The following is a 22,319-nucleotide window of genomic DNA, read 5'->3' as shown; positions in this document are numbered from 1 at the left end:
GACATAATCGAAATTATCTACTTATTTTTTGATGAGAAACCGATAATTTATTTAACCTGGTATGGCCGAACCTAAGGATAATCTTACAGACGAAGATCTCAATATCTTACAAGGTATTCTTGAACCTCTAAACAAGAATCCCCTAAGCTCAGAAGATCTAAACCCAATGGCGAAAGTCTTTCGTCAGAAAATGGGTTACGCTGAACCTGTGCAATTTTCTGATGAGCCTACGGATTCTGGAAGTTTCGATGATGATTCTGAGACTCCAGCGAGTGATGTATGGGCAGATGAAGATTCAGGATCAGCGTCCACTGCAGACCCCATGGACGATTTGTTCGGTGATAGCGCAAATGATCCAGCCCCTCCTAGTTTTAAAACATTCGACGACGATGATATAGATTTAGATGACTTACTTGCTGAGCCTAAAGCTGAAGCCACTCCTAGTGCAACCGATGGATTGGACGACTTTGCAGAAAAGCCTGCCGATGATGATCCATTTAGTGATATGGGCGTGGATTTTGGAGCTGAGCCAAGTCCAGAAGCGGATGATGATTTTGCTGGAATGGACGATGTTGCCGAAGCGGTTCCTTCTGACGATATCGGATTAGGCAATGATTTCGGTGCAGACGATTTTGGTTCAAATGATTTCGGCAATGATCTGGATAGTTCAGAATCAGGAACAAAAGATTCAGATGATGATATTTTTGGAGATTTAGGACAACCAGAAGCAACACCCAAAGAAGAAACTGAGGATATATCGGAGCCACAACTTGCTGACGATCCTTTTGCTGATCTAGGCGCAGAACCAACGAGTCCTGCTGAAAGTGGTGGAGATGATTTTGGTTTTGATTCAGCGGAAGATCCTTTTGCGGATACTGGAACTGCAACTGCTGATAATACGGACGATCCATTTGGTGATTTAGGTGGAACTGACACAGCGGACTCATTAGGTGATGATCCGTTCTCTGACTTTGGTGCTATGGAGTCTCCTGGAGCTCAAGCAACTGGTATGGATGATGATCCGTTTGGAGACATTGGATCTTCTGATTCAGTTTCGACGGACGATCCGTTCGGAGATCTTGGAGCTACTGCTGATTCAGGTGGAATGGGAGATGACCCTTTCGGCGATTTTGGTGGAATGGATTCCCCTTCAGATTCTGCATCTACCCAAGATTTAGGAAATACAGACGATTCGGATAGCGATCCATTTGGAGATATGGGAACGGACAATTTGTCCGCACCCGATCAAACTTCCATTGATAATGAAGATCCCTTTGGTGATCTAGGTGTAGATCTTTCAACTTCTTCGCCTTCGTCGGAACCAGATTTGGAATCGACCATGGATCCAATGGACGACCTTATGCCTCCAGATCTTGATGAGATCGGAACATTTGGCGGTGATACGGAAGGTGTTTTAGAGGACGAATTGTCCAGTTTGATGGACCAAGAAGAAGGTTCAGTTGATGAAGGTCTTACCGATGAAGACCTAGCAATCATTCAAAGAGAGATTGTCAAATACCCGCCCAAACTTCGAAGGCAAGTTATTGACTCTATTGTCAACAATCGCATAGCTCTAAAGCATCAGAAAGAATTATTAGAACTCATAAAACACCAACAAAAACCAGATGACATTGCAGAATACCTCTCAGGTATTTTGGGTGAAGAGGTAACACTATTTGATCCAAATCGTGCCTTATCATCCGATGGAGTTCCGATCATATCCACCAAACCGATGTATACTCGGGAAGGTGCTCTTCAGAGAAGAAAATTACTTAGAAATACAATTTTTGCTTCAGCGGCTGCGATTCTTTTTGTCCTGAGTTTTGTAAGTTTATATAAATATGTAATCATTCCAGGTCGTGCAGGAAGCCACTATGAAGAAGGATTGCAGGCGATTCGTTTGTATGCAGTCGAGAAAGATGAGAATGAAAAGAAGAGATTGATGCGAGATGCAAAAGAATTTTTTGCAAAAGGAGAAGAGATCAATCCAAACAATCTTCACTATCTAAATGCCTATGGTGTAGAATATATGAAAGCCGGGCGGTATGATGAATCTTTCGAAGTTCTATTTGGAAAAGTGGAACCTAGTTTTACCAATTGGTCGCAGAGAAAAGACGTTCCTTATATTTCCATACATCCGGACTCACGATGGAGTGATGAAGGTGTTGAGATCGCAGGTAGAATTGCGGATACTGAAACCGTAGTGAACTTAACATCACAGGATCGCAAAAAGAGACGAGTGATAAAAGCGGGAGCATACATTGTTGCTCGAGTAAAAGAGGACATCCATGATCCACAAACCTATGTGAATCTAGGAAGATTCCATTCTTTTCATGCAAGAGATTTTCGAGAAGGGGATCGCTCCAAACAATACAAAAATGATGATTTGGCAATCGAATATTTCAAAAGGGTCTTTACTGATGCAGGTAAGCCAGATAGCATCGATGCCCGAGCAGGGATCGCTAAGATATTCTATAACCAAGAAGAATTTCCAAAAGCTGCATCAGAATATAATAAAATTATAGAAATCTATCCTAAAGATCCAATCGGTCATGGTGGCTTGCTGAGTTCGTTTATTGAAATCTGGAGAAGAGATAGAAATCCGCAGTTCGTACTCAATCATCATCGTATTGTCAAGAATCAATTGGATATGGAAGAAGATCTTTCTCTATATATTTTAAGTAAGCTTGCTTCTTTTTATATTGATCTTGATCCGGAAGAAACTCGTATTCGCTACAATGTGAACCCAGAAGATCAAGTATCAGGATTAGATATTGATGACAATGCAGAATCTTTGTTGAATACTATTTTTAACAAAGAAGAGAAAGTCGACGGAATTACTATATCCGGTAATAAATATGCGGAAGGCTACTACCAAAGAGGTAGATTCTTTCTTAAGAAAAATGAAACTCTTCGAGCAATGAAACAATTTGAGCTTGCTGCATCATATGATCCAAGCCATTATCCAGCTGTTATGCGAATGGGTGAATATTTTATTCGTGTTGCGGACTACAACGAAGCAGAAGACCTACTTAAAAATGCGGACAAAAGATACTTAGAATTTCGTGACAACTACGGCAGACGGGACGAAGACGAGACTTTGGTTGATGGCGATCCAGGCAAAATCTATTACAATCGTGGAAAAATCATCTATCTTCTATCCTCAGGTATATTGGAAAATGATGTTATACGTGAATTTCCTGGAAGAAAGATCTATCCAAACCGAGCACTGGTTGCAATTCCAGAACGGGAATTGGATCGCAGAAGAGGACTTTATACTGCTTCGGAATTTTTTAGCAAAGCACAGATGAATCCGCATGCTCTCAAAGATGAGAGAGCAATTCGGAATATGATCTATTATGAAGGCTGGATTGATTATATGTTAGGTAATTTTCCATCCGCAATTAATAAATGGTCGGAATTAGGTGAGGAAGATATCTATTTCAATACAACTTTGATTCTGGGAATGGGTAATGCTTCTTATTATACTGGGCAGTTGAATTCTGCTTTATCGAATTATTTGAAAGTTGCTGAAGAATATGAAGCAAAAGAAGCAATGATTAAGGCAATCGTCGAAGATGACCAAGATCACCAGGAGATTTTCCAGACTTTAGTTGCGGTATACAATAATATCGGAGCAGTCTATGAGAGAAAAGGTGATATGGTTCAATCTCTCAATTATTACTGGAAAGCTATTGAAACAGCAAGAAAGATAGAGCTAGTTAGCGAGATTGCTAATTCGAATAAAGATCTACTTATGAAGAAAGAGCGTTTAGGGCAGCTTCCTCTTCTTGAAGATTGGCTGAGCCCAACTCTTGACTCAATAGCAAGCTTAATCAAACCACAATAGATTATAAGATTATAAATTTCGAATCAATTAGAATTAGATTTTTTCTTTAGAATCTTGCTAATCAATACAAAAATTATGAACTGAGCAATTCGGAACATACGAAAGATCCTGTAGGGTCTCGCTATGATTCTCCATAGCCAAGTATAGCCTTTTAATTTGAAGAAATCAGGTGCTTTGCGATCTTTTCCAGATAGGATATCAAAAGCTCCGCTTACTCCAATCACAACTGAGTTCCCGAAGAAGCCGGTATTGTTTTCAATCCATATTTCTTGCTCAGGAAAATCATTTGCAAAAAGTATAATATTAGGACTAGTTTTGCGAATCGCTTCCTTAACCATAAGTTCTCTATGGCGATTCATATGACCTGCATGTCTTCCTACAATTCTTAGCTTTGGAAAATGCCTAGTAAGATTAAAAAATACCCTCTCAATCACTTCCTCTTTTGCACCTAACATGAAAATAGTGTAACCTTTTAGTTCAGCTAGTCTCACTAGATCCATAAGCAGTGCGATTACAGGAATTCTTGCTTTGAGTTGTCCATTGGAAGCCCAACCAAGACCTGCACCTTCTGCCAAAATCATATCTGCTTTGCTTGTGATTCGATGCAATTTCTTTCCACTGCGCAACTTCATAAGTCGCGGAGGATCCATAAAAAGTACATGGTGAAATCGATCTTTTTTATCAATCCAATATGCAATCTTTGCAATAGCTTCATCCATTGTTGCATTATCGAATTGGATACCAAGAATATCAATTTTCTGAATATTGGATATATCAATTGACTGGTATTCCAATAAATAGTCGCGTTCTTCTTTGGATGAATGGTGAGTTATCGATTCTGGAGAGTTCATAGTATTATGTCGGATATCTCCAGCATGGAGAAAAAAAAGAAACTGTCAAATTGTTTTTGGCATTCTTGGGATTGACCCAACTTAAATTGCCTAAGGATATTGTTATATATGCATTTCTATCGCAGTTTGTTAATTCTTTTTACATTTTTTGTTTTTTGCATGAATGTTTATTCCATTGACTTAAAAGTCCAAATCAAAAACGGAACCAACGGTGGAATCGGTAGTGTAGACAAAATCAAAGTAATCCTTCTGAGGGACGGGATGGTTCCCATTCGTGAGATGGGTGCCCAGACAGGAAATTTTACGATCCAAGGATTGGATGTTCCCGATGGTTCACCTGTTTTGATTCAAGCAACTTATAAGGGAGCCAATTACAATAAAATGGTTCCTCCTGTTCCTGCAATGAGAAGTAAAATCCAAGAAATCGAAGTCTACGAGTCGAGCACGGATATCAAAATATTGAAAACTCGTTCACTTCTTCAAATCGTTCGGGAAAAGGATTCGATACAAGTTTTTAAGATTTATCTTATTCAGAACAATAGCAATCCTCCGAGGTCTTATCAATCTTCTGGACTAGAAGTTTTTATTCCACAGGAAGCTACAGGAATTATGGGTTCATGGACACAAGGTCAATCACAGATGGCAATACCATTGGAATTCAAAGACCAGGGGAATGGAATTCGTCTTCTCGAACGTTCCGTACTTCCCGGAAGCACGGATATTCAAATCAGTTATAGGATTCCAGCCGAATCTGGACAGGATGTAACATTTGAAGACGGGATTTTATTTGAAGAACCATCCAATGAGAAACCTATATTTGCTAAACCATTGGATATGAAATTGGAATTCTCATCCGATTCGAATCCGCAAATTCTAAAAGACGATATTCCAGAAGGCTTGAATGCATTCATGGTCAAATATGAAAATGGTACAAAGAAAACAAAAATTAGTTTAATTGGTGGAACGCCCGTTATACCTAAACTTACGAATGGTCCGAGGCAAGTTGTTAATGGCAATCTGATTCCTGAATGGGACACTTCCTTAGTTGCTATCATAGGGTTTCTTGCATTATTGTTTAGCTTGTCTTATATCGGTGAATATATCAAAAGGAAAAATCAAAAGCATGGATGAGAATAAAAGTTTACTTCGCTTTATCGGATTGCAAGAGTTAAGTCGCCACGGTGCAAGAGGAATTCTTGCATTCTGGATGCTTATGGGAATGAGCTTTTTTCTCTTTGCAGACCAGAACTTGATTGCTCCCAATCTAAAAAATATTGGTGCATCTCTCGGTCTCACAGAACCAGCAGATATAGATTGGTACTTAGGTGGTGTAGTTCCCATCTTCTTTTTTATATTAGGTGGCGCTGTTTCTGTTAGCATGGGATATCTTTCTCAGAAGTATTCTAGAAAACATCTACTGATCGCAACCGTTATCTTGGGTGAAGTGCCTTGCCTATTGACTGGTTATGCAACATCTTATAATGAATTTCTGCTTTTGCGTACCTTATGTGGTTTTGGATTGGGAGGAATATTTCCACTTTTGTTCTCATTGATTGGTGATTATTTTACTGATAAATCTAGAGCAATTGCTACAGGATTTGTTTCTATTTCCATGGGATTGGGTGTCGGTGTCGGGCAGTTAGTTGGTGGAATTCTAGGAGATTCTGATCCGATCAATGGTTGGAGAACTTCCTTTATTGTTCTTGCAATTCCTTCTTTCTTCTTTGCATTCATCTATATGATTTTTTGTTCTGAGCCTAAGCGTGGTGGAATGGAAAAAGAACTTGAGAATCGAAACTTAGATGAACTTTCCCATTTGATTTCTTGGTCAGATTTTGCATTGCTTTTTAAAAATAAAACGAATCTCGGAGTTTTCTTACAAGGAATTCCTGGTTGTGTTCCCTGGGGAGTGTTCTTTGTATTCTTAGCTGACTTCTATGAGAATATGTATTCGCTTACAAAATTGGAGGCGGCCGGACTCGTAACATTCAGTGCAATTGGTGTTTTCGCAGGATTATTGTTTGGTGGTATTATTGGTCAATGGCTCTACAATAAAAATAAAGTATACCAGCCGATTTTTTGTGGAGTTACAACTTTTCTAGGAATTTTCCCATGCATTGGTTTATTGTATGCAAACGACTTTGCTCATTCAGGGCTTCCCTTTATATTGCTGAATGTTTTTGCTGGTTTTCTCATCTCTCTTACAGGTGCAAATGTGCGCGCTGTTCTAATAAATGTAAATGTTCCGAAACGACGTTCTGCGATATTTTCACTGTATAATTTGACTGATGATCTTGGAAAAGGACTCGGTCCCGCAATGTCAGCGATGATTCTTGCTATATCAACAGATCGAGCTCTGGCTTTATCAATTTCGATTCTTTTCTGGATACCGTGTAGCCTATTCTGGATTATCATTGGAATGAATTACAAAAAAGATGTAGAATCAATGCATGAGGAATTGAAGAATGCCTAATGTTTGTTTGTTGGATATTGAAGGAACTGTTGGATCAATAAGTTTTGTACACAATGTTTTATTTCCCTATTCGACAGAAAGACTATTGGGTTTTTTGCGTGAATATCCAATTGAGACAGAGCTACTCCAGGAAATACTATTAGAAAACGAAAGAGATTATTCCAATGGTGAATTTCCAAAGATCGAAAATCCTTCCGATCCAAGAGAGATCAATGCCTATTTGCAATTTCTTACGAGAATAGATCGTAAGTTTTCTCCTCTTAAGATTATCCAGGGAAGAATTTGGAAGCTAGGTTTTGAGATTGGAGATCTCAAAGCTGAACTTTTCGAAGATGTTCCCAAGGTAATTGAGGCATGTTCCAAGAAAAATTGGAAATTCTATATATATTCATCGGGAAGCGTTGAGGCTCAAATTTTATTCTTCCAATATTCAATTTTCGGTGATTTAACTCAGTATATAAGCGGATATTTTGATACGGAAGTGGGTGCCAAACGAGATAAGAATAGTTATCTTACAATTCGTAAACGTATCAATGATGATTTCATAAAACAAGATCTAGTTTCGAAATCGGAGACGGACAACAATAATTCAGAATTTATTTTTCTTACTGATATAAAAGAAGAGGCTTATGCTGCCGAAGAGGCTGGTTGGAATGTTGCTATTTTGAATCGACCTGGAAACTACGATCAAGGTCAGCATAATTTGCAAATATTTGATAATCTATTTCCGCTTCTTGAGAAGACTCGATAGTTTCTCTTGAATCATACGAAGTTCATCTTTCCAATGATTTTTTGGTTTTCTCGATTTATCTTTCTCGATTCCTTCTTGAATCATTTCGAGCTCAGACGAAATCGCAGGAATCGCTTTCAATTCAAGATCGATTCTTAGATACTTTCTTTTGATAATTTTTGTATCTAGTTTTGCATGCAATAGTCTCGCAATCTGTCTTATGATCTGCCACTTGACAGTGTTAGCATCTTGTAGATGAGAAAAATGTTTCCCTGATAATTCATTATAGAGATGGATTGCAATCTTTGGATTAGAATGAAATAATAAGAATCGAAAATGTATATTTCCTTTCAAGTCTTGGGTTACGATTAAGTCATTGTGTGTGAATTCTCTAATCCCGGGAAAATCTATCAACCGGATAACTATAGAATTGATTAACTCTAAACTATTTTCTATCATAGTAGCTGGATCTACTTTTATAGAGTAGGTAATTGCATCTTCTGGAATCACTTCCTTGATAAAATCTACGAAAGGAACTGAAGCTTTAAATGGAACTTCATTCATCACTTCCAATCTCGAAAGTTCAATAATATCATCCATTAATGGCTGTAAGCTGGACTGAATATTTTCTAGTTCTTTTACTTTTTCTTTCTTTGCTTTAGAATCTTTTGTGTCACGTATTTCAGCAAAAATTGAACTCATTGTCTTGAGAGGACTAGAAATCATCAATTCCATATGGCTGAAAACTTTTTCTCTTAATGAATCTGCTTCACGCAATTGATCATATCGGTTCTGAATATTTCGTTTGACAAAAAGAAATTGCATCCGCAGCGCAAGGGTCATAATGAAAAAGTAGAAAAGTACAGAATTCTCAACTGAAGATTCAACATTCAAGAATCCACGTTCAATAAATATTTGTTTGAGAATTGCATAGAAAATATAAATTAAGCCCAACATATGGATATAGGCTCCAATCACATTTTCTTTCATTCTTTTATACGTTAGAAATATCGTATAACTTACAGCGAAAGGAAGGTGAATATCCCAATATCCGACAAATCCAAACCAAAAGCTATGATTTTGAATGATTGCAAATATTAAAGCAAATGATGCAGATAGTAAAAGGTAAACTTTCGAATATTTGAATCTTGGAAATTTTAAAAAATCTTCAACAAATCTAATGAATAGGTAGGGAATAAAAAATAAAGAAGCATATTCTACGAATTTGAATAATAAAAAGTTATCAATTAAATTAAATCTAAACTCATTTCTTGAGTATTCATACAAACAATAAACAATTGCAAATATACTGAAAGATAGATATTCCTTGGATTGCCGAAGGCGAAAATAATTCAATAAATAGAATAAACTAATAAAAAAGAAAAAAGATACATAAATGAATTCTTTAGTAGCAGTATGCCATTCTTTCTCCCAGGCTTGATCCAGTGGGGATATAGATATTGGATCTGACAGTATTCCGGCAGCTCTCGTAAGAGAAGATGATAGTCTAATCGCAATTAGATTTTCCCCAGATACAAGTAGTCCAGTCGGAATAGGGTAGATTCTGTTGCGGCCGAAATTGACACTTCGTCCACCATTATCCCCAACAAGAATTCCGTTTATAAAGACTTGGTCAGTTTCATATATTTTGCCAAGGTAAACGACGGGATTTCCTTTAAATGTTTCTAGATTGTAATCAAAAGTTTTTCTTAGCCAGATAGCGCCATCTGAGTCGTCCATTGCTTTGTAGAGATTGTTCGGTAGGCTAACAATTTCCCATTGACTGTGAGAGATTTCAATTGTTGCATATTCCGATCTATCAGAAAGAGAGAGCGACCAATCTTCTCCGGATAGATCAATACTATCATCTAATTTATGTTGGGTTCCGCAACCGATCAAAGTTGCCAAAAGAATCGGTATAAATAAATTATTTCTCATGATTTACCTTGGGGAATCGTCACGACAAACATTGCACCCATTCCCTCTGAGGATTTTACTCGGATCTCTCCGTTCAAGCAATCGACTGCCGCTTTTACTAGAGTGAGCCCAATTCCTGCACCTGGTATAGAATCGTTCTTTTGGCCTCGAATGAATTTTTTGAATAAATTTTCTTGTTCAAAATGATTCATTCCCAATCCTTCATCAGAAACAGAAAAAGTAAATTTACCTGGGCTAATCTGGAATTCAATATCAACTCGAACAGATTTGTCCGTATAAATATAAGCATTATCAATTAAGTTTCTTGCTATAACGGTCATCAGATGCATATCGCTTTGAATCATTGCAGATTTGGGTTGAACAGAAATATGAGTTGTTTTTCTTTTCTGTTCTAAGCGCTTCTCGGTATAATCTAGACATTGCTGAATTAAAGTAGTAATTTCAAAAGTAGAAAGTTCAGGGAAATACTCTTTGTTTTCGAGCTTTCTTAGCAATACAGCCTCATCAATCATCGCAATTGTGTTGTGAAGATGAGCATCAAGACTTTCCCAAGATTTCTTATCTGATTTAGCCTGAGAAGATGATGTTTTCATTTTTCCAAAAACTGTGGAAATTTTCTCGATTCCGGTTTTGAATTCATTCGAAATATTCAGAAGAAAACCTGTTTTGATTTTCTCCATTCGGATCAATTCGGATTCCATCTCTATGTATTTTTGTAAGCTTGCGACCATCTCTTCGGATAGCTGAACTGAGATCAAAACTAGAAAGAAAAAGAATCCAAAATAAATTGTCCCATCTAAAGATAGAATTTCTAATGCTGTTAGTGAATCAATAAGTATGGTCGGTAGCAATCCAACAAGTCCGATCAAGATGAATCTTAGTTTGGGAAGATTCTGTCTGAAGTCTTTTGATATATAAAAAATACTAATCCCCATCGCTACAGGAAGTGAATAATTGAATAGTGAAATGGATAGATTCCATCCATAAGTTGATTTGATGAAGGGGACAGACAAACATAGAATAGCTAGAAAAACTTCATAGGCAATCACAAATAGATTTCTTTTTGCATCAAGATGGAATATGAGAAAATTGATAAAAAATGCGGGTAGGGGATAAAGAATCATCAGTTCAAATGTATAAGAATTCACGAATGAAGTAAAAAACTCATATCGATATTGTGTTCTTATCAATGTATACAGTCCGATTGATATTGAGAAAAGTCCGAAGAATATATTCTCACCGCGTAATCCTCGAATAAAGGCGCCAGTAAGGAAATATATTCCCATCAATATAAATAAATATCCAAAACCAATTGCTAGATTCTCTGATGAATATTGCTTGCGAATCAAAGTTTCTTCCGCACCAATATGCGGAACTAATTTGAGGCCTTGTTGATATCCAGACGCATATACTCTAATTGCAATTACATTATCACCCATTTGCCAGAGCTGGGATGGAATTGAATAGATTCTTTCTTTATGGAAATCAGGTTCCATATTTGGCACAATTGATCCAGTCTTTCCAATCAGAACACCATTGAAATATGTTTCATCTATATCTCTAACTTTGCCTAGGTGAAGTCCTAAGGGTTTCTTAGGTTGTATGAAATTTTCAGCTAGAACGATCTTGCATCGATACCAATGATAACCGGAAATATTTTCTGTCTTGCTGATTCCGTAATCAGGAATGTTGCGACTGACCCAGAAGCTTTCCTCAACAGAAAGTTCTTTCCAATCTAGATTATCCCCTTTTCTAAATTGCCAAGCATTAGAAAAATGTAGATCGGAATTCAAATCATAAATCAAAGATCCACATGACTCTGCTTTGATATCATTTCCAACTAAGAATAGACTAAAAGCAATAGCGAAAAGAAGGATTGAGTTGAATCGTTTATAAGAAAAGCCTATCATATTGGTTCAGCGTTTCTTATAGCCTCTTCAATCTCCTTCAACTGAGTAGAAATTCTCGCATCAATTGCACCAACGTCGGTTTCGATAATAACACCACCGCGGTCAACACGAGAGTCTTCGTATATATTTACTTTTCTCAGAGATTCCATTAGCTTAATAAGTTCGTCCTTATGTTGGGTCGTGAGTTCCAGATCTTGGAAATTCACTCGAATGTCCACTCTATCACGATCCTTGATTCGCTTCAAGGCTTCTCTGATATTATTTAGAACAATTTCTTTCCTTTCAATGATCTCATCTTTGATTACCTTTCTTGCTATGATGAGAATCATTTCCACCATTTGCTTCTCTGATGCGGCAAGAATCTCTTCACGAATATCAATAGCTTTACCAACAATGGTTCCCAAGCGGTCAATCAGACGTCGAACTTCCCCTTGACCTTTTTTGAAACCAACTTCTCGACCTGCATCATATCCTTTCTGATAAGCTTCATGTTCGATTTCGGCAACCTTCATCTCGGCTTCCTTAATCATACGTTCGACTTCCATTTTGGCTCGATCAAGAATTTGCTCGGCTTTGGCGCGACCGCTGTCTTCCTCGAGTTTAATCTTCTCTTTGGAATCTTGGATCATCTGAAAGGCTTTGCTTCGCCCTTCGTCTTCTATGTCTTTGGATTTATTTCGTGCATCATCAAGAAGAAGTCTTACTTGTTCTTCGGTCTCTTGACGGTATCGATTGAGTTCAGCTTCAATCTCTTCGATAGAAGGACCTTGGTACTGCTCAATTATGTTTCCTTCTTGATCTACTTCAAATTCTTCTGCGTCTTCATCTCTATGGTACTTTTTGTACTTATCTGGAAGATTGATTTCAACATCGTCTTTTATGTCTGCAATCTGTATGGGTTTGAAAACGAGTTTTGCCATGTAGTCTTACCTGAATCTCCATAGTTTCACCCTACCTTCTTCGATTTCTTCTCGAAGTCTATCCAAAATCCCACGATGTGACTCTTCGATTTCTGCAAGGGATACTGCACCAATGGAATCCGATTCAAGACGAATCTCTTTGGCGATCCATGGTTCGATACTTGCTAAAATCTCTTCTTTGAGACTTTTCTCAACTCCCTTCAATGCAGTTGCAAGAACTACGGAGTGAAAACCTTCAAAGAAGCGAGACAAACTTGTTCTACCCAATAGAAGTAAGTCATTGAAACTATAGTAATGTTCTATAATATTTTCGGCAAATTGAGGCCTTTTTTTCTGTATTTTCGATAAGATTTCTCTGGATTCTTTCGGATTTAGAATACTTAAAAGCTCGGCTGCTTTCTGACCTTGTCTCTGTTTTACTTTTCTCGGCGATCCATTCGATTGGATCATACTGTGTTTGAATCGAAGAAGTCGTTCCAGATCATCTTTTAAGCTTACATTGTCAAAATCTAGATTACCAAACTCTTCAAATACTTGACGACGAAATTCCTGAGGCAATCCATTCATAAGTCTTGAGGCTGTTTCTTGCGGACAAAAATACAACACCTGAGCTATGATAACTGGACTCTCATCCAAAATAAGTTTGGAGAGTTCTTCAGGACTTAGATCAACAAGAATTTCAAGAGAGTTTGTATTGCTTGAATTTTCTTCTTCTATGATGGATTGAATTTCACGAATGATTCTTTCTTCTTCAGCGTTCCAAATGTCCGCACGCGAATCATCGGAATCTGCATGAGAATACGCTTGCTGTGGTGCGGTTGCAATTATTGAATTCTTAGAATAAGATGTAGTGTCTTGCTTATTAGGTGAATGAATTTGGGAATTCAAACTATTTTTGAGGCGTGTATTGAATTCTCTGAGAACGGATGCTTCTTCCTTTTTACCTGGAATTTTCGTCTGGTCAAGTTTGGACAAAAGTTTCTCGATCTCATCGGACGAGAAGTGATTGAAGACTTCCATGGGAAGACTCTCACCTAATATTCTATAGATGAGAGCAGCTTTATTGTGACCAATCGCTGTGTTCACTAGTTAGCCTCTTCCTCCGAGAGCCAAGTGCGTAGAAGCTGTGCAACATCTTCTGGCTTCTCTTTCGCAAGGTTGATCGCATTCTCTAGCAATTCACGCCTTAACTTCTCATCAAGAGAGAGCTCGACTTCAGCTCCCCCTTCATCCATTACTCGAAGGGCTGCTTCACGCATCATTTGTTGTTGAGCAGCAAGTTCTTCTTCACGCAATCTTCTTCTTCTCGCAATTTCTTTCTTGATCGCTCTGTAGATTAGAATCGCAATAATTAAGATAATAAGAATGATGAGAGACGCAATGATCATCTGTCGTATTGCGCGTTGTCTTGCAAACTCTTCGTCTTCTAGACGGAATTGTTCGGATCTGTCTTTCGGAATTGTGATAACTGAGATCTGATCACCACGAGCTCGATTGAAACCAATAGCAGCTTCTAGGTTTTTTCGAACCAATCGCATATCATCGTCTGATACTGGTAAATATTTTCTTTCGTATCCTAGCCCATCTTCACGTTCTTTTCGTTCCCATTGTCCATCAACTACAACGGATAACGAGAGTTTTTCGATCTTCCAAGGTTGTTTCTTGACTTCTTTTACTTTTTTATTGAATTCATAGTTGTTGATGTTCTCACCCTTGGTGTATTCAGCTTTTTGATAATCAACATCTTTATAGCCTGGTGGAACATTTGGCTCTGTACCAGCTGGTCCATCTGGAGTGAACCCTTTTCCTTTAAACGATTCGGAGGTTTCCTTAGATGATACTTTTAGTGAATATCCATCAACGAGTTCAAGTTCTGAATAAGGAGTATCAGGGTTATCTGGGATAGCAACTACAGGAGAGACTTCGTTTTCGGTGAATTGTTCTTTATCCCAATTGAGTAAATATTCGAATCTTGTAATATCAACTCTATCTTCTCCGCCAAGAAACCATCTTAGAGTATTACGAATATCGATTAAGCGCTTGATTCGTTGTTCTTCTTCAATTCTTAATTTTTCTTGAACAATTCTGAGTTCCAATCGTTCGGTTTCTAGATCTTCTTCGAAATCACTGATGATTCTTCCATCTGCATTTGCAACGCTAACATTTTCTGGTAACAATTTTGGCACAGCACGAGAAACCAAATTCACAATACCTTTGATTTCTTTTTTGGACAGACTGTCCACTCCAGGAATGAGATGAATGATTACAGATGCTTTTACAGGGCTTGAAGTAGATTCAAAAAGTTCTGCTTCCGGTATGGCAATGTTCACAAAAGCTTTCTCGATAGGCCTGAGAGTCATGAGTGATTTCTCGATTGCCCCTTTGAGCGCTCGGAATTTTTTTATATCTTTATCGAATTGTGTCTCGGTGAATTTCTCAACGTCGAAAAGTTCCCAGCCTTGAACTCCGGCAGGAATCAAATTCTCTTGAGCAAGTTTGGTGATGATCTCTTGTCTCTGATCAGGATCAACAGAGATCATACTTGTGTCGCTACTCGAATAGGAATAGCCGAGAGCATCCAACTTTTTTGTTACTTCGGAGAAATCTTTTGCAGCTAAGTCTTTAAAAAGAGTGATTCGGTTTCTCTGTGAGCTGACATTTGCAAGGACAACTACAGCAATGATGACGACAGCAACTACACCACCTAAGATAGCTTTCTTAGTTGTATCCAGCTTTTGGAATAGTTCCTTTGCTTGGTCTAGGATTTTTTGTAGAAATTCAGGCATAGTTCCGCCTCTCCGAAAAAGTTATGTCTCTTATTTCGGTTTTATCCTGTTTTTGTACAAGTATTTTTATTTGCTGTCGGAAAAAAAGTTATGTCACTTTAGCATTTTTGATCATCTTGGAGAGAATTCCTGGGAAAAATCTCTTCGCATAGACTGCAGCCTTTTCCCGAATCCCAGAAACCATGATTTCCTCTTTTTTGGATCGAATTCCGTCGAGGATTTGCTTGGCGCATTCTCTTGGATCCATTCCTTTAGCTTGTGCATCGTCCATCTTGCCTTGGTTTTTGCCGGATCCAACTAAGGCATTGATAGAAACTTTGGTTTTTATAAATCCTGGGCATACCATGAGTACAGAAAGTCCTGAATCAGAACACTCTGCACGCAAAGAATCGAAAAATCCATGCAATGCATGCTTGGATGCGCTGTATCCAGATCGAAGTGGGGTTCCAATTTTGCCAACAATACTTGTAACAACAACATACAGCCCGTGTCCTTGCTTAAGAAAATGGGGAAGGGTGGATAGTGTGAGAGAAACTGCCCCCATATAGTTGACCTCGTTCAAGCGACGATAGACTTCGAGCTTGGTGTCTGCGACAAGGGACCTTTGGCTGATTCCACCATTGTGGATAATTATATCTATGACACCAATCTTCTTAATTGCGGTTGCCGCTTCTTTATCGAATGAAGAATTCTTTTCCAAATCCAAAGGCAAAATCAAAGATCGTGAATCATCAAGGTTAGATTCTTTCTGAACTCGAATCAGATCCTCTTTTTTGCGCGAAGATAGAATGACCTTGGCTCCTTCTTCGGCAAATGCAAAAACCAATGCCTCACCAATACCAGAAGACGCACCAGTGATCCAGACTACTTTATCTTTGAATGTTGTACTCATGCCCTAATTATGAAAAGAATCTAGGTAAAGTAAATCAAAAAAAATCTAGCCAACATTTGAAATCATGTTATAACTGTTTATTAAGTTCGAGATCAGGAAGCAATTTATGGGTGAGATATTAATTATTGAGGACGATCCAAATATGCAGAGTATTGTGAAGCTCGCAGTGGAAGATTTAGATCTTCATCCAACTATTGTCTCAACTGGTGAAGAAGGACTCTCTTTATTAAAAAAATATTTCTATGATATTGTCATTCTTGATATAAATTTACCGGGAATCAATGGTGTAAATGTCCTTAAGCTGATTCGAGCTGATGCAATGATGAGGCGAGTTTCTGTAATTATGCTAACGGTAAAGCGAGATAAGGATACTTTGCTTGAATGTGCAAGACTTGGAATATCAGATTATATTGCTAAACCATTTCAACTAGACAAACTCATTGCAAAAATCAGCATGTTATGGCGTGGTCTTTCTATCCAACAAGAACATGAAAAAAAATCTGGAGTGAGTCTTGTGCAGATGGATCGATCCATTGGATACGTGATATTCACATTCATTGGCAATCTTCGTGATCATTCAATCACTCAATTCAAAAATTTCTATTCCAAATTATTTCAACTCCAAAGCAAACAAGATACCATTATACTGAATTTTAAAAGTATCCCATTCATAGATAAGGATCAGATTCGAGTGATAGAAACTCTTCTAAAAATAATCGAGCCAAGAATTCCTGTGATGATTGGTGGTAGAAATTATAGCGCTTTGCTTCCGATGGTTCGGGATGTAGAAAAACAGCTCTTCATAATCGAAGAAGATGCGATTCAATTCATTCAACAAAGATCGTCAAATCAATGATGGAATTCATTGCATTGTGTAAACATTTATGAAAATACCAGAAATTCCAGGCAACGAATCGGAAAGATTGCAGGAGCTATTGGATTATGATATCTTAGATAGTAAACCTGAACAAGAGTTCGATGATATTACAGAAATTGCAACTAAACTAACAGGTATGCCAATATGTCTGGTATCACTGGTTGATAAGGATCGTCAATGGTTCAAATCGCATTACGGTTTAGATGCAACCGAGACATCGAGAGATGTTTCATTTTGTGCGCATTCCATTCTCAAGCCAAACGAACCATTGATCGTACCAAATTCATTGTTAGACGAGCGCTTCTCGGACAATCCAATCGTCACGGGCGATCCTTTTGTAAGATTTTATGCTGGATTTCCTTTGATTACACCCAAAGGCAATGCATTGGGTTCACTTTGTTTGATCGACCACAAACCAAACAATATAAATAAGGATCAGATTGATTCAATGCTTGGTCTCGCTCGTCAAGTAATGGCACAATTGGAATTGCGAAAAAAGGTAAAGGAGTTGAGCCGTATTCAAAAAACTTTAAAAAAATCCATAGTAGAAGAAGAAAAAAATTCTCGAGCGATTGCTTCACTATTAGATCTAAAATCAGCAATATTCGATAGCACTGAATATTCATTGATTACAATCGGATTGGATGGAATCATATTAGACTTCAATCGTGGAGCAGAGAAAATGTTAGGTTATAAAAGATCAGAAATGGTTGGGCTACAGACTCCAATGCTTTTTCATGACATCAATGAAGTCACTCAGGTAACGGATCAACTCAATAAAGAATTTGGTACAGATATTGAGCCTGGTCTTCGAACCTTCACATTGAGAGCGGAAATGGGTTTTGCTGAGGAAAGGAATTGGAGTTATATATGCAAAAATGGAAATAGAATTCCTGTTAATTTATCAATTTCTTGCCTTAGAGACTCAGAAGGAACATCAACTGGCTATCTTGGAATAGCTAAGGACATCACCGAGCAGAGAAAAATTGAAATTATGAAAGCCGAATTTATCTCAACAGTCAGTCATGAACTCAGAACTCCACTAACATCTATCAACGGTGCTTTAGGATTATTGATTGGTGGAGTTGCTGGTGAATTGCCATCCAAAGTTCAAAACCTTATAAACGTCGCAAAAAAGAACTCTGATCGGCTGCTTTCCTTGATAAACGATATTTTGGATTTTGAAAAATTGGAATCAGGTAGAATGGATTTTCATTGCGAGCCAAAATCGATTTCTGAAATACTTTCTATAAATATAGAATCTATCAATCCTTATGCTAATAGATTCGATGTGAAAATCCAATACGAAAATCTATTAACCGAAGATATTCATATATTTATCGACGAAAAACGGATCAATCAAGTGATCACAAACCTATTATCCAATGCATGCAAATTCTCTCCAGCCGGAAGTACTGTAACTCTGCGCTTAGAGAAGAGGGTGAGCCGACTATTGATCTCAGTGATCGATGAGGGTTCTGGAATTCCTGAGAATTTTCGCAATAAACTATTTCAACGTTTCTCGCAGATCGATGCATCCAACACAAGAAAAACCGATGGAACCGGGCTAGGTCTTAGCATTAGCAAAACTATGATTGATGCTATGGGTGGTAATCTGAGCTATATTCCAAGAGAAGAATGCGGTTCAATTTTTAGAATTGAACTACCAATAGAAACTAAGTGAAATACATTGCAATATCATGAAAGGATACTTAAATACTATGCCAGTTGAAAAATTAACAAAAATCTTATATGTTGAAGATGATTTAGATATCCAAATGATCGGATCAATGGCTCTCGAAGATGTAGGTGGTTACGAATTGAAAGTATGCTCTTCTGGAAAGGAAGCTTTGGAGTCAATCGAACAATTTGTACCTGATCTAATTCTATTGGATGTGATGATGCCAGAAATGGACGGACCAACGACGTTAGAAAGAATTCGAACGCTAAAGGAATTCGCAAATACTCCGGTCATTTTTATCACTGCAAAAGTTCAATCAAATGAAATACAACATTTTTTAAATCTAGGTGCCATAGCAGTTATCACGAAACCTTTTGATCCTATGAAGCTTGCATCTGAGATTGAAGAAATTTGGAACAAAAAATAATAAAGCAATGAAACCGTCAACATTAGCTAAATTCCAAAAAATGAAAGAGGATTATGCGAAAGCATTGCCCGATAAAATGGCAGAAATCCGAAAGCTGTATGATCAAATATTAGAATATAGAAATATTGATTCACATAATGCAGATCTTTTGCAAGAGATCTATACTCATATTCACAACCTTGCAGGATCAGGGTCGTCCTTTGGATTTCCGGAAATTGGAGATTGGGCTAGAAATTTTGAGATGATAATCAAGAATATTCTAGATAGAAAAGAAATATTGAATTCTGATTTTGAAGGGATGAATGATTCTATTCAACAGATTGATCATTTATTAAAATGAATGAATGAATGAATTCATTCGTTAAATAATTCATGCATTGAAGTTTAAATAGAGAAGCGATATTTTCGCATACAGCGTTCTACTTCCGCATGGTAGTGATGGTTAAAAATCAAATCTTGTAGGGCAGTATCTTGGATATGGATCATCTCAGGTGCATTCCATTTGTAGATATCACCTTTTCCGTTTTTGATTTTATGTGAATGAATGGCAGTAGAAAGTCCGAGCATTCCCAGATATTTAAGATCACGAATTAGACATCGGTATTTGGCTTCCATTTTTGGATCTGGAAAGCGAAATTTTTTGTGAAAGAGAACTGCATCATGAAAGAATTCAGGACGATTCCATGCTGCTTTTACACGAATAGATAAAGTGATATAACCAATAAAATTTACAATTTCTTCAAAGAGGCCGAGACCTGGAACATCTTGTCCGGGATAGAGTTGATTCTCGGATTTTATTTTGCATGGATGTCTAGTTTGTATCCAATCCACTGATAATACATTTTCTTTTATTTTTTTACCATAGGTTGTGAAATCAAATTCTCTTACATGCATACGAATTGTAATGAGATTTTCTTCCTTCCAGAAAACTTGTATGATTTGGTTTGTTGGTTCAGAAAATTCTAGAACCAGCTTCCCATCAGCATAGCCTTTCTTTTCTAGAGCAACAAAGATACCGGACCAATCCATAAGTTGCCATACTTTATCTTCTATTAGGGTTTGAAAAAGAGTGTTTGGATCGTAGGAATCTTCTCTGACAAGACTGTCTTGAGGATTCCAGTCACCTAGATCTCCAATCGAGAAGTCTTTGAAAATTGAGAAGAAACCCATACCAATTAGACTCTATATATCAGGTTTGACTTTTATTTGAGAACCAAATCCATCTTAGGGATCATTTCTTGTGAGAAAATACATTCAATCAAAGCTTTGTATGATTCATCAGTGAGTGAGAAAGAAAACAAAATGTTCACATTATCTCGCTTGGGAAGAACGACAAAAGGGCTTGCTGGGAACAGAACAATAAATTGTTTGTCTGGATAATTGGATGCAAGTGTATCTATCACTTTTAGTTCAGATTCCGACACTGCATCTAGTAAAATAAATTTACTTTCTGATTTTTTCAATTCACTCGAAAGTGATTTCATTGGCAAAATCTTTCCTTGACGTTGCTTCCAATTAGATTGGTTCTTTCCAATTGTAAGAAAAGCCTTTGTATTGGAAACTGTCAGATTTGGATCGGCTTGATATGGATTTGGATAAGAACGAATCGTTTTCTTTGTAAGATTGAAGACATGATCTTTATCTTTTTTGATCAGATTGTAATCATCATCCCTTTTCTTTTTTTGCTCTAACATAAAATTGGCGAGATTCTCATTTTCAATTTCAGGAGTGAAATGGTTATCAGTGTATATTCCATACTCTAATTTCAATCGAATCTGTCTGTAAACGGCTTCTTCAAGTCTATCCTTTCCATCGACCGTGAATTCTCCTTTGCTATCTGCATCGAGAATTGAATTAAAAAGGGAAGTTGCCGTATCTCCCCATGAAGTTAGAAGCAGAATATCAACACCGGCAAGCAGAGCCTTTACACCTGGTCGATCCTTATCGTAGTTCTTCGAAATGGCATGCATCTCCATCGCATCAGTAATAATCACTCCATCAAACCCCAATCGTTCTCGTAAAATATCTGTTAGTATTTTTTTCGATAAAGTGGCTGGATATTTATCATCAATATTAGGAAACAAAATATGAGCAGTCATTACAACAGGTGCACCTGAATGTATCGAATTCTGAAAAGGTATGAGTTCTAATTCTTCTAACTCTGCTAGTGTTTTACGTATGACGGGAAGTCCAAGATGGCTATCAACATCTGTATCGCCATGGCCAGGAAAATGCTTGATAACAGGTATTGCGCCACCTTTTCTTGCTCCTCTTTCATAGGCACCTGCAACAAGATTTACCCGATCGATATCAGACCCAAAACTTCGGGTATTGATCACTGGATTATTCGGATTGTTGTTTATATCAAGAGATGGAGCTAGCAAGAAATTGATTCCTATTTGGTTTAGATCATAGGATGTAACAAATCCAACTTCATAACCTAACTCTGCGTTGTTTGTCTGTCCGACTGCCATCGCTCCGGGATACTGTGCGACTCCATCTCGCGCACGAAATACTCTTCCTCCTTCTTGATCAGTGGAAATCAATAATGGAGGCATTTTTTCCGATTTGGCAAGATTCTGGAGAGATTGATTGAGAGCGGTAACTTCTTCGGATGATCCTAAATTCTTACCGAATAAAATAATTCCACCTGGACGAAGAGATAAAATTTCTTTTCTTGCCGTTGAGTCTAGAGTCTTTTCTGGAATGGTAATATGTATTATCTGTCCAATTTTTTCTCGAGTTGACATTGATTGAACAATTTCTCGTGCTTTGATGTCGAGATATGTTTTTCTTTCGTCTGCTCTGAGTTCATCCAAATACAACATTAGAAAATGGGTTGATACGATAATAAATAAAATGAATAGGATTAAAAGGAAGGCTTTTGCAAGTGTTTTCAAAAATATCTCCTAGATGATATCTCTTCCATGGAATGTAAGTAGCAGCCTCTAGGCAAGGAAATTATTCAACCAATTTCCTCATGC

At 37.5% G+C, this 22,319-nt stretch carries 17 protein-coding genes; 8 read left to right on the top strand and 9 right to left on the bottom strand.

Features of this window, described 5'->3' with window-relative positions; all coding sequences use genetic code 11:
• Positions 1-61: 61 nt before the first annotated feature.
• Positions 62-3,850: a hypothetical protein gene (locus O4O04_RS14675; protein WP_272532523.1), complete on the top strand. Its 3,789-nt coding sequence runs from the start codon at positions 62-64 to the stop codon at positions 3,848-3,850.
• 23 nt (positions 3,851-3,873) lie between these two features.
• Here the strand turns inward: O4O04_RS14675 and O4O04_RS14670 are convergent, their stop codons facing one another.
• Positions 3,874-4,701 carry a WecB/TagA/CpsF family glycosyltransferase gene (locus tag O4O04_RS14670; protein ID WP_272532522.1) on the bottom strand — a complete coding sequence of 276 codons (828 nt, stop codon included), beginning with the start codon at positions 4,699-4,701 and terminating at the stop codon, positions 3,874-3,876.
• Between the two features lie 108 nt (positions 4,702-4,809).
• Here O4O04_RS14670 and O4O04_RS14665 point away from each other — a divergent pair, with 108 nt between their 5' ends.
• Genes O4O04_RS14665 through mtnC form a run of 3 tightly spaced genes read left to right on the top strand, consistent with a single transcriptional unit; the run spans position 4,810 to position 7,925 of the window.
• Complete coding sequence (locus tag O4O04_RS14665; protein ID WP_272532521.1) at positions 4,810-5,832, top strand: hypothetical protein; 1,023 nt, start codon at positions 4,810-4,812, stop codon at positions 5,830-5,832.
• On the top strand, positions 5,816-7,174 hold the full coding sequence (locus O4O04_RS14660) for an MFS transporter (protein WP_442915967.1): 1,359 nt from the start codon (positions 5,816-5,818) through the stop codon (positions 7,172-7,174). Before O4O04_RS14665 ends, O4O04_RS14660 begins: the two co-directional genes overlap by 17 nt.
• On the top strand, positions 7,167-7,925 hold the full coding sequence (gene mtnC, locus O4O04_RS14655; protein ID WP_272532519.1) for an acireductone synthase: 759 nt from the start codon (positions 7,167-7,169) through the stop codon (positions 7,923-7,925). The genes O4O04_RS14660 and mtnC overlap by 8 nt, the downstream gene beginning before the upstream one ends.
• Here mtnC and O4O04_RS14650 read toward each other — a convergent pair.
• The 6 genes from O4O04_RS14650 to O4O04_RS14625 all read right to left on the bottom strand — a co-directional run bounded on the left by O4O04_RS14650 (position 7,896) and on the right by O4O04_RS14625 (position 16,350).
• Positions 7,896-9,842, bottom strand: coding sequence for a 7TM diverse intracellular signaling domain-containing protein (locus tag O4O04_RS14650; RefSeq protein ID WP_272532518.1), 1,947 nt, complete (start codon positions 9,840-9,842; stop codon positions 7,896-7,898). The genes mtnC and O4O04_RS14650 overlap by 30 nt on opposite strands.
• Positions 9,839-11,752 carry a sensor histidine kinase gene (locus O4O04_RS14645; RefSeq protein WP_272532517.1) on the bottom strand — a complete coding sequence of 638 codons (1,914 nt, stop codon included), beginning with the start codon at positions 11,750-11,752 and terminating at the stop codon, positions 9,839-9,841. Before O4O04_RS14645 ends, O4O04_RS14650 begins: the two co-directional genes overlap by 4 nt.
• Positions 11,749-12,672, bottom strand: coding sequence for a flagellar assembly protein FliH (gene fliH, locus O4O04_RS14640; RefSeq protein WP_272532516.1), 924 nt, complete (start codon positions 12,670-12,672; stop codon positions 11,749-11,751). Before fliH ends, O4O04_RS14645 begins: the two co-directional genes overlap by 4 nt.
• A gap of 6 nt (positions 12,673-12,678) precedes the next feature.
• Positions 12,679-13,758, bottom strand: a complete 1,080-nt coding sequence (locus O4O04_RS14635) for a FliG C-terminal domain-containing protein (protein ID WP_272532515.1) — start codon at positions 13,756-13,758, stop codon at positions 12,679-12,681.
• Entirely contained in the window at positions 13,758-15,458 is a 1,701-nt protein-coding gene (gene fliF / locus O4O04_RS14630) for a flagellar basal-body MS-ring/collar protein FliF (protein ID WP_272532514.1), read from the bottom strand. The genes O4O04_RS14635 and fliF overlap by 1 nt, the downstream gene beginning before the upstream one ends.
• Before the next feature lie 88 nt (positions 15,459-15,546).
• Positions 15,547-16,350 carry an SDR family oxidoreductase gene (locus O4O04_RS14625; RefSeq protein ID WP_272532513.1) on the bottom strand — a complete coding sequence of 268 codons (804 nt, stop codon included), beginning with the start codon at positions 16,348-16,350 and terminating at the stop codon, positions 15,547-15,549.
• A gap of 106 nt (positions 16,351-16,456) precedes the next feature.
• Between O4O04_RS14625 and O4O04_RS14620 the strand changes: the two genes are divergently transcribed.
• From O4O04_RS14620 to O4O04_RS14605, 4 genes are read left to right on the top strand one after another with little or no spacing between them, the layout of a single operon-like run.
• The gene (locus tag O4O04_RS14620; protein WP_272532512.1) at positions 16,457-17,206 is read left to right on the top strand and encodes a response regulator; all 750 of its coding nucleotides are present in this window, start codon (positions 16,457-16,459) and stop codon (positions 17,204-17,206) included.
• Positions 17,207-17,234: 28 nt separating this feature from the next.
• The gene (locus tag O4O04_RS14615; RefSeq protein ID WP_272532511.1) at positions 17,235-18,911 is read left to right on the top strand and encodes an ATP-binding protein; all 1,677 of its coding nucleotides are present in this window, start codon (positions 17,235-17,237) and stop codon (positions 18,909-18,911) included.
• A 37-nt stretch (positions 18,912-18,948) separates the two neighbouring features.
• Positions 18,949-19,335 carry a response regulator gene (locus tag O4O04_RS14610; protein ID WP_272532510.1) on the top strand — a complete coding sequence of 129 codons (387 nt, stop codon included), beginning with the start codon at positions 18,949-18,951 and terminating at the stop codon, positions 19,333-19,335.
• Between the two features lie 7 nt (positions 19,336-19,342).
• Entirely contained in the window at positions 19,343-19,675 is a 333-nt protein-coding gene (locus O4O04_RS14605) for an Hpt domain-containing protein (protein ID WP_272532509.1), read from the top strand.
• A 44-nt stretch (positions 19,676-19,719) separates the two neighbouring features.
• Here the strand turns inward: O4O04_RS14605 and O4O04_RS14600 are convergent, their stop codons facing one another.
• Both O4O04_RS14600 and O4O04_RS14595 read right to left on the bottom strand, forming a co-directional pair.
• Complete coding sequence (locus O4O04_RS14600) at positions 19,720-20,505, bottom strand: hypothetical protein (RefSeq protein WP_272532508.1); 786 nt, start codon at positions 20,503-20,505, stop codon at positions 19,720-19,722.
• Between the two features lie 32 nt (positions 20,506-20,537).
• The gene (locus O4O04_RS14595) at positions 20,538-22,235 is read right to left on the bottom strand and encodes a glycoside hydrolase family 3 protein (protein WP_272532506.1); all 1,698 of its coding nucleotides are present in this window, start codon (positions 22,233-22,235) and stop codon (positions 20,538-20,540) included.
• Positions 22,236-22,319 lie beyond the last annotated feature (84 nt).

The sequence above is a fragment of the Leptospira sp. GIMC2001 genome (assembly GCF_028462125.1).
GTDB lineage: Bacteria > Spirochaetota > Leptospiria > Leptospirales > Leptospiraceae.
This window is presented reverse-complemented; position numbering and strand designations above follow the sequence as displayed.

Excerpts from the sequence above, each read along its gene's own strand:
- O4O04_RS14665 (WP_272532521.1), top strand. The coding sequence starts at position 4,810 with ATGCATTTCTATCGCAGTTTGTTAATTCTTTTTACATTTTTTGTTTTT.
- O4O04_RS14670 (WP_272532522.1), bottom strand. The coding sequence starts at position 4,701 with ATGAACTCTCCAGAATCGATAACTCACCATTCATCCAAAGAAGAACGC.
- O4O04_RS14650 (WP_272532518.1), bottom strand. The coding sequence starts at position 9,842 with ATGAGAAATAATTTATTTATACCGATTCTTTTGGCAACTTTGATCGGT.
- O4O04_RS14675 (WP_272532523.1), top strand. The coding sequence starts at position 62 with ATGGCCGAACCTAAGGATAATCTTACAGACGAAGATCTCAATATCTTA.
- mtnC (WP_272532519.1), top strand. The coding sequence starts at position 7,167 with ATGCCTAATGTTTGTTTGTTGGATATTGAAGGAACTGTTGGATCAATA.
- O4O04_RS14625 (WP_272532513.1), bottom strand. The coding sequence starts at position 16,350 with ATGAGTACAACATTCAAAGATAAAGTAGTCTGGATCACTGGTGCGTCT.
- O4O04_RS14645 (WP_272532517.1), bottom strand. The coding sequence starts at position 11,752 with ATGATAGGCTTTTCTTATAAACGATTCAACTCAATCCTTCTTTTCGCT.
- fliH (WP_272532516.1), bottom strand. The coding sequence starts at position 12,672 with ATGGCAAAACTCGTTTTCAAACCCATACAGATTGCAGACATAAAAGAC.
- O4O04_RS14600 (WP_272532508.1), bottom strand. The coding sequence starts at position 20,505 with ATGGGTTTCTTCTCAATTTTCAAAGACTTCTCGATTGGAGATCTAGGT.
- O4O04_RS14610 (WP_272532510.1), top strand. The coding sequence starts at position 18,949 with ATGCCAGTTGAAAAATTAACAAAAATCTTATATGTTGAAGATGATTTA.
- fliF (WP_272532514.1), bottom strand. The coding sequence starts at position 15,458 with ATGCCTGAATTTCTACAAAAAATCCTAGACCAAGCAAAGGAACTATTC.
- O4O04_RS14620 (WP_272532512.1), top strand. The coding sequence starts at position 16,457 with ATGGGTGAGATATTAATTATTGAGGACGATCCAAATATGCAGAGTATT.
- O4O04_RS14615 (WP_272532511.1), top strand. The coding sequence starts at position 17,235 with ATGAAAATACCAGAAATTCCAGGCAACGAATCGGAAAGATTGCAGGAG.
- O4O04_RS14605 (WP_272532509.1), top strand. The coding sequence starts at position 19,343 with ATGAAACCGTCAACATTAGCTAAATTCCAAAAAATGAAAGAGGATTAT.